The sequence below is a fragment of the Bacillus sp. JJ1521 genome (genome assembly GCF_036965165.1).
Taxonomy (GTDB): domain Bacteria; phylum Bacillota; class Bacilli; order Bacillales; family Bacillaceae_L; genus Ferdinandcohnia.
Genome location: NZ_JBALOX010000015.1, coordinates 39,833 through 47,090 on the forward strand (window position 1 = coordinate 39,833; position 7,258 = coordinate 47,090).

Consider the following 7,258-nt stretch of genomic DNA (forward strand, 5'->3'; position numbering starts at 1 on the left):
CCCACAATTCTAAACCTATAATAAACATAAAAATACTTAAGGAGCTAGCATGAACGAAATCCTACCCGAATTATTTTTTCATCAGCCAACGTTGGAGCTTGCTAAAGCACTCCTAGGCTGCAAACTTGTGAAGCACACCGACGAAGGCATCGCATCGGGCTACATCGTCGAAACCGAAGCCTATAAAGGACCAGATGATCGCGCAGCGCACTCTTACAACAACAGAAGGACGAAGCGAACTGAAGTGATGTTCGGTAAACCTGGATATGCGTATACCCATCTAATGCACACACATTGTCTCATCAATGCTGTTAGTGGTGAAATCGAATTTCCGGAATCTGTATTAATCCGTGCAGTTGAGCCAGCTGAAGGAATTGACCTCATGTATGAACGACGTGGCCAAATGCCCGCCAAAAACCTTACAAACGGTCCTGGAAAACTAACAAAAGCATTGGGCATTTCAATGGAGGACTACGGACTACCATTATTCGAACTGCCTATTTACATCGTAAAAGGCTATACACCTGAAAATATCTCGACCGGTCCTAGAATTGGAATCGATAATTCAGGAGAGGCAAAGGACTATCCGTGGCGATTTTGGGTCACGGACAATCCCTATGTATCCCGCAAAAGATAAGGGTTTGCTCACAACGAGCAAACCCTTTTTTCATTAAAAGCTTACTCCCAATAAGTCTCAGGTCCTAGTGAAAAATATAACTGAGGCTCATTATAGCAAAATGATATTCAGGATAAGATTGAATCATGAAAGGAGGAAGTAAACATGAAAAAGTTCGGATTGTTTATTCTTGGAGGTATTGCGGCGATTGTGCTTTTATCACAGGTTGGTCCAATGATTGGTCTGGTGATAAGCCTAGCGATTCTGTACTTTGCATTTAAAAAGTTTATGAAAACAGATTCAACGCTTGGTAAAGTCATTTGGGCAATTATCGGTGTGATTGCATTAACAGCATCTGCTTCAAATGTACCGGCAATTTTAGGCTTAGTTGCTGCATATATCCTCTATGTTGTCATTAAAAATTGGAAAAAAGAAAAGCAACAAGTGGTTACTGAATCATCAGACCCATTCACAAACTTTGAAAAACAATGGGCTGAATTAAACAAACATTAATTTTAATATCAAAATCAAAGGAGAATGATACAAATGGCAAACTTATTAACTCGTATAAAAGACACAATTTTAGCAGACTTTCACGGCATCTTAGATGAAAAAGAAAAGAAAAATCCTCTTTTCTTGCTTAACCAGTACCTACGCCAATGTGAGGCAGAAGTAGAAAAGGTACGCAAGCTTGTGGAACGTCAGCATTCATTAAAAGATCAATTTGCAAGAGAACAACGCGAGGCAGCTGCCCTTGCTGAAAAACGCAAGCACCAAGCGGGTGTCGCACAAAAAGCAGGAGAAACGGAGCTATATGAATTCGCGGTTCAAGAACAAGTTGCATATGAGGAGCGCGCTACTAAGTTACAGGAAGCCTTACAAAATGCAGCAACAGAACTAATTGGATTAGAAAAGAAATATGAGGAAATGAAACATAAGCTAAAAGATATGCATATTAAGCGTATGGAATTAATGGGACGCGAGAACATTGCACGCGCCAACCACCGCATGAATCAAGTACTAGATACAAATGCATATACAAATAAAGCATCAAGAACTTTTGAAGAAATGGAATCTTATCTGGATCGACTCGAGAACCAAGTAAATTCCTCATATCACCGCAACACAATTGATGCTAGAATTGCTCAGCTTGAAAAAGAAGTAAAAAATGAAGAAACACATTCAATTTCATAGTGAAAACATGGTATTCTAAGAAGGCGTAGACAATCTACGTCTTCTTAGCCCAAATTTACGGGTAATAATCAATATATTCAATGAAGGGGGCGCCGAACTTGTTCAATAAAATAAAATCAGACAATCTTAATGCATTTATTCTTTTTGGCATTATTTTATTAATCATTGAAATTACGTTTTTTAATGGCGGAGTCCTATTCTCTTTTATCATATCGTTTGGATGTATTTATATTGGTCGTAAAAAAATGCCGCGAACCTTTGGTAAAATCCTGTTTTGGTTTGGGTGGATTAGTTTAGCCTTTACCATTTTAGGGATGATGACAGTCAAATTTTTAATACTTGCAGCACTCATCTATCTGCTCATTCATTATTTTCAAGCAAAGAAAAACCCTCATTATATAAAACCGGAAATAAAAGAAGTTCAACAATCATCTGCACAAGAACCGATTGTAAAACGTCAGCCATTGTTCAAAAACATAATCTTTGGTCAGCAAAAAACGCCGGAGTATGTGTATGAATGGAATGATGTAAACATTCAATCAGGTATTGGCGATACGATAATTGATTTAAGCTACACGGTTCTTCCTAAGGGGGAATCCGTTATTTTCATTCGAAATGTGATTGGAAATGTTCAGGTCTTTGTTCCATATGAGGTTGAAGTGAAGGTGCATCACTCTGTCCTTTACGGTGGAACAACGATTTTTGAAAATCGTGATACAAAAACGATGAATCAAACGCTTCATTATCAGACGCAGGAGTACGATAATGCCGAGCATAAGCTTAAAATAGTAACCACAGTGGGCGTTGGAGACCTTGAGGTGAAACGAGCATGAGTACCATAAGAAGGCAAATTATTGTTGGTATTTGTGTCTCGGTGTTTTTATTTGTCTTAGCCCATGTCATTGTATTCATGGCATTTCCATTGGCCAGATGGGCTGACCTCTGGCAAACAGAGCTAATGGATTTACCCTATATAATACTTGCCATAAGCCTTAGCTTATTAGGCGGACTTGCTTTTGGTATCATATCGGGTGTGTTAGGAAGAAAACAACTACTATCTGTATCTGATGCAATCTATCAGATTGAACAGGGAAGGGCACTTCCGGATATTCCTGAAAACCAAACAGCTGAATTCACCACAATTTGGGAGCGAATAAGAAAAGTTCAAACGCATATTGCAGAACAAACAAAACTTTCCCAAAAACTTGCAAATGAAAAAGCTGAGGACCAAGAAAAGCGTATTCAAAAAATTGTTTCTGAGGAGCGTAACCGTTTAGCACGTGAACTCCATGATTCCGTTAGTCAACAGCTTTTTGCAGCATCCATGATGATGTCTGCCATTAATGAGTCAAAGACAAGTCGGCTCGATCGTGAGGCAAAACAGTTTAAGCTTGTTGAGGAAATGATTCATCAATCCCAACTAGAAATGCGTGCGCTATTACTTCATTTGCGTCCAGTCGCATTAAAAGGAAAGACGCTTCAGGAAGGGATTCAAGAACTTTTAGTCGAACTTACACAAAAAGTACCAGTCACCATTGAAACGAAAATTGAGGACTTTCAAATTGATAAAGGGGTCGAGGACCACTTATTCCGCATCTTACAAGAGTCAGTTTCAAACACCCTTCGACATTCAAAAGCAAACAAATTAGAAGTCCTGTTAATTAAAAGGGATAATTTTGTTATTTTACGTATTGTGGATGATGGAGTTGGATTTGATGTTGAACAAGCGAAGGCAGGCTCCTATGGGCTCCAGAATATGTATGAACGCGCGGTTGAAATTGGCGGCACAATGCGTATCGTAAGTATTAAAGAAAAAGGAACGCGGATTGAAGTGAAAGTACCTATGTTAGAGGGTGGAGAAAATGATTAAAGTACTATTTGTCGATGATCATGAAATGGTAAGAATAGGGGTTTCATCCTACTTATCAGCGCAGCCAGATATTGAAGTCGTTGGTGAAGCAGACGACGGTAAGAAAGCGGTTGAACTCGCATTAGAGCTTAGACCAGATATTATTTTAATGGACCTCGTGATGAAGGAAATGGACGGTATTGAAGCGACTAGGAGAATCATCGAGAGTTGGCCAGAAGCAAAAATCATTATCGTAACAAGCTTTATTGATGATGAGAAGGTTTATCCAGCACTAGAAGCGGGTGCAACAAGCTATATGCTGAAAACTTCAAAGGCAAGTGAAATCGCAGAAGCTGTTCGTAAAACATTCCATGGCCAATCGGTGTTAGAGCCAGAGGTTACAGGAAAAATGATGGTCAGAATGAGACAAAAGGATACACAACTTCCTCATGAAGAACTAACAAACCGTGAAATGGAAATTTTACTTCTCATTGCTGATGGGAAAACAAATCAAGAAATCGCCGATGAACTGTTTATCGCATTAAAAACGGTAAAAGTACACGTAAGCAACATATTAAGTAAGCTTGACGTTCAAGATCGGACACAAGCAGTTATTTACGCGTTTAAACACTCTCTCGTAAATTAATACAAAATAATATAAATTTCGACAAAAAAGCACATATTACTACATGTGCTTTTTATTTTTTGGTGTAATATATGAATAGAGAATAAGAATTTATTCCTTCAATAAGCACAAAGACCCATATTTCAATTTCCATATTTTATATAATCAAGGAATTTTTTTATACCTATATGACTATTTTGTTTGTAATACATATGGTTTATAATTGGAAAGTCGAATATTGACGAAGTGAGTCTGTGACTTTTGTACCTTTTTTGTAATAAAAGAAGGACTTTTGCATATATATCTAGAAATATAAGAGAAAATGGAGAAAAAGAGATGCGGAAAATGAAAATCAAACCTACAATTCTAAGTAGTGAAGAAAAAGGTACTTTAAAGTGGTTTTTGGGCCTTTTTTACTTAATAATGATTATTTATGATGTATTTTATTACTATATTTATCCAAATTTTATTACCCATACACCTGTGGGGTTACCCAGCAAATTTGGATATGTTGTTTATTTAATAATGCTTGTTTTAATTCCTATAGCAGTCTATTATCTAAGTAAAAAAGACAAATTTTATCTAATAAAATATATTGTGGTAATCACTTATCTCATTCTTTCAGTTTTGAATGATGTTTCATTTTATCATAGCAGCTCAAATGAATATAAAAGTGGTAATCTAGCAGAAATGTTTATTGTCTTGTTTTCTCCAATTTTTGTGAGTAAGCGATTCTTTTATGTGGTTTCAATAGGTGCATTAGGTAGATATTTATTAACAGGAGCTATTCTTCAAACAACGGAAGTATTTTTTTTAATGCTAATAACTATTGTCTTTTCAGTAATAGCACTTATCTTCTTATTCAGGTTTCGATCATATGTAAATGCAGTGAAAACATCGTATAATGAACAGCTAGAAGGAATGGTTAAAGGGGTAATTGCTGCACTTGAATTAAAAGATCCTTATACCAGAGGACATAGTGAAAGAGTTGCTAGTTACGCATTATCCCTTGCAAAGGAAGTTAAACAGTTTTCTAATGAAGAATTAATGGCATTTAATTATGCATGTTTACTCCACGATATTGGTAAGGTAAATATTCCTGACCAGATCTTGATGAAACCTTCTAAACTAACAAATGAAGAATTTGAGGTTATTAAAACACATCCAGTTGTTGGTGCAGAAGCAGTCAAAAATATTGAGGGTTTAAAGGAAAATATTTGTGTCATTCGTTCCCATCATGAACGATGGGATGGCAAAGGGTATCCTGATAATTTACAGGGCGAAAATATCCCTCTTCTTGCCAGAATCGTAGCGATTGCAGATGCATTTGATGCAATGACTTCCTCACGATCCTATCGGAGTGCTCTTCCTGCGGAAGAAGCGTTTAAAAGGATTATAGAAGGACAAGGAACTCAATTTGATCCGAATCTTGTTGAAAAGTTTAAAAATGTTTTTCCATCATGGTTGTTAGTTACTAAAAACCATGATGTTAGATTATAGAAATAATAGTTTACAATGAAAGGAGGGGATATTATGAAGATCAGAAAACTTAAAAAGCTGAAAACTACTTGCTGGTGGTGCCCATTCACACCTAGAACACCATGATTATGACAAAGGATGCTTACTTTCGGGTTTGCATCCTTTTTTTTGTTCGAATCAACCAAATCGTATTTTAAGTCGTATGATGATATAATCTGCTTTACAAAACAAACAATTAGGGTGAATGTATTGAAGCTAACAGAAGAAACGTTACTAACTCTACATGATATTGAAATACGAAAGGATAATAAACACTTTATTGTCGAAGATCTTACTACGCAAGAATTTTATGAGATGCCATTAGTTTGTGTTGATGCGTTAGATTTAATTCAAATAGGATTAAGCTTAGGTGAAATTGAGGAACAGTTGATTAAGGTTTATCCAAATGAAGAGATTGATTTAGTGGATTTTGGTGAACAGCTTCTTGCATTAAATCTAGTTCAATCAGTCGATGGCAAGGAAATTAAGCATAAAAGAAAAATCGAAAGTAAGTTAGGGTTTGAATGGATACCATCACAACTAGGAAGAGTATTTTTTAATAAGTATACGAACTATCTGTATGGGTTATTTTTTATCGTTAATGTTGGTATCTTTTGTTTTCGTCCATCGTTATTTCCGCATTACAAGGACTTATTCATTTTTGATATATTGTCATTAAATATAATAGTATTAGGTGTCCTTTCATTGGTTACGGTTATAATCCATGAATTTGGACACATACTGGCAGCTCGGTCGTTCGGATTACCTACAAGATTAGATATTGGACATCGATTATATTTAATCATTTTTGAGACAGATCTTTCGTTAGCATGGAAACTTCCTTCTAAGCAAAGAAATATTCTTTATTTAGCTGGTGTCTGCTTTGATAATGTTGTCCTCTTTATAGCGCTATTGCTACAAATAATTGCACCAATTCAATCGAATATTGTGTCAGGTTTAATTGGACTGGTTGTCTTTGATATAATTATTAGAATTGTGTACCAAGCTTGTATTTTTATGAAAACTGATTTTTATTTTGTATTTGAGAATTTAACAGGCACATATAATCTTATGGAAAATAGTAAGCATGCAATTAAAAGTTTATTTTCACGTTCCAAATTGGAAAATAAAGAACTTTTTCAAGGTGAAGAAAAAATAGTGAAATCATACAGCGTATTTTATGTAGTTGGAGTCGGTATTGCACTTGGTTTATTATTTATTTATTTTTTACCCCAGTTATTATATATGTGTGTTAATATTTTACCTGGTTTTAGTAGACCTCTATCTGATACGTATTTTTGGGATGCAGTACTGTTTGCCATTCAAATATTTGTTATTATAGGGTTGTTATTTTATTCGTTTGCCAAGTCCTATTTTAAGAAAGATGTCGAAAATTGATAATAATTGTTAGTTATATGGGACTTTTGATATATAATATTATAAAATAAGAATCACT

8 protein-coding genes are annotated in these 7,258 nt (G+C 35.6%); all 8 read left to right on the forward strand.

Features of this window, described 5'->3' with window-relative positions; genetic code table 11:
* Positions 1 to 49: 49 nt before the first annotated feature.
* The 8 genes from V7147_RS03450 (at position 50) to V7147_RS03485 (ending at position 7,200) form a co-directional block, all read left to right on the forward strand.
* Positions 50 to 637: a DNA-3-methyladenine glycosylase gene (locus tag V7147_RS03450; protein WP_335366466.1), complete on the forward strand. Its 588-nt coding sequence runs from the start codon at positions 50 to 52 to the stop codon at positions 635 to 637.
* Between the two features lie 144 nt (positions 638 to 781).
* Positions 782 to 1,129, forward strand: a complete 348-nt coding sequence (locus V7147_RS03455; protein ID WP_335366467.1) for a flagellar basal body rod protein — start codon at positions 782 to 784, stop codon at positions 1,127 to 1,129.
* A gap of 33 nt (positions 1,130 to 1,162) precedes the next feature.
* Positions 1,163 to 1,810, forward strand: a complete 648-nt coding sequence (locus tag V7147_RS03460) for a PspA/IM30 family protein (protein WP_335366468.1) — start codon at positions 1,163 to 1,165, stop codon at positions 1,808 to 1,810.
* Between the two features lie 98 nt (positions 1,811 to 1,908).
* Complete coding sequence (gene liaF, locus V7147_RS03465) at positions 1,909 to 2,643, forward strand: cell wall-active antibiotics response protein LiaF (RefSeq protein ID WP_335366469.1); 735 nt, start codon at positions 1,909 to 1,911, stop codon at positions 2,641 to 2,643.
* Positions 2,640 to 3,680 (forward strand): sensor histidine kinase, encoded by a 1,041-nt coding sequence (locus V7147_RS03470; protein WP_335366470.1) that lies wholly within the window; start codon positions 2,640 to 2,642, stop codon positions 3,678 to 3,680. The genes liaF and V7147_RS03470 overlap by 4 nt, the downstream gene beginning before the upstream one ends.
* Complete coding sequence (locus V7147_RS03475) at positions 3,673 to 4,305, forward strand: response regulator transcription factor (RefSeq protein ID WP_335366471.1); 633 nt, start codon at positions 3,673 to 3,675, stop codon at positions 4,303 to 4,305. The genes V7147_RS03470 and V7147_RS03475 overlap by 8 nt, the downstream gene beginning before the upstream one ends.
* A gap of 324 nt (positions 4,306 to 4,629) precedes the next feature.
* Complete coding sequence (locus V7147_RS03480; protein WP_335366472.1) at positions 4,630 to 5,784, forward strand: HD-GYP domain-containing protein; 1,155 nt, start codon at positions 4,630 to 4,632, stop codon at positions 5,782 to 5,784.
* Between the two features lie 228 nt (positions 5,785 to 6,012).
* Positions 6,013 to 7,200, forward strand: coding sequence for a hypothetical protein (locus V7147_RS03485; protein WP_335366473.1), 1,188 nt, complete (start codon positions 6,013 to 6,015; stop codon positions 7,198 to 7,200).
* The last annotated feature ends 58 nt before the right edge of the window (positions 7,201 to 7,258 follow it).

What these genes read in the sequence shown, in the direction of transcription:
- V7147_RS03450 (WP_335366466.1), top strand. Translation starts at nt 50, where the DNA reads ATGAACGAAATCCTACCCGAATTATTTTTTCATCAGCCAACGTTGGAG.
- V7147_RS03455 (WP_335366467.1), top strand. Translation starts at nt 782, where the DNA reads ATGAAAAAGTTCGGATTGTTTATTCTTGGAGGTATTGCGGCGATTGTG.
- V7147_RS03460 (WP_335366468.1), top strand. Translation starts at nt 1,163, where the DNA reads ATGGCAAACTTATTAACTCGTATAAAAGACACAATTTTAGCAGACTTT.
- V7147_RS03470 (WP_335366470.1), top strand. Translation starts at nt 2,640, where the DNA reads ATGAGTACCATAAGAAGGCAAATTATTGTTGGTATTTGTGTCTCGGTG.
- V7147_RS03475 (WP_335366471.1), top strand. Translation starts at nt 3,673, where the DNA reads ATGATTAAAGTACTATTTGTCGATGATCATGAAATGGTAAGAATAGGG.
- V7147_RS03480 (WP_335366472.1), top strand. Translation starts at nt 4,630, where the DNA reads ATGAAAATCAAACCTACAATTCTAAGTAGTGAAGAAAAAGGTACTTTA.